This window comes from Pseudomonas sp. AC463 (assembly GCF_979253585.1).
In genome coordinates this window covers 1-306 of record NZ_CEEDDZ010000393.1, presented here as the reverse complement: position 1 = coordinate 306, position 306 = coordinate 1, and the positions used below count along the sequence as shown (strand labels likewise).

The 306-nt window shown below is 70.9% G+C and carries 1 protein-coding gene; it reads left to right on the top strand.

What is annotated here, in order from left to right; translation table 11 throughout:
• Positions 1 to 42: 42 nt before the first annotated feature.
• Positions 43 to 219: a hypothetical protein gene (locus AC0IYH_RS30680; RefSeq protein WP_471837934.1), complete on the top strand. Its 177-nt coding sequence runs from the start codon at positions 43 to 45 to the stop codon at positions 217 to 219.
• The last annotated feature ends 87 nt before the right edge of the window (positions 220 to 306 follow it).

Here is a 306-nt window from a genome sequence, read left to right as displayed (position 1 = left end):
CGCCGTGCCTGTTCGAAACGCATCGGACACAGGAGATAGGACATGGCACAGAAAGGCGCAGGCGGTAATCCCGGAGCGATCACGACCAAGGGCGGCGACGGCGCCCGCGGCAGCCTTGGCACGGGCCGGGGCGGCGGCACCCGCACCGGCGCCAAGAAGACCGCCTCGGCCAAGGATGACGAGGGCGGCACCGCCGGGCAGAAAGTTAACGGAGCCTAGGCCGGGCCGGCCGGGCGTCCCGTCACGCCCGGCCATGGCGCTCGCGCCCTGACCTTGATCGAAAGCGCCCTTCGGATCACTCCACGG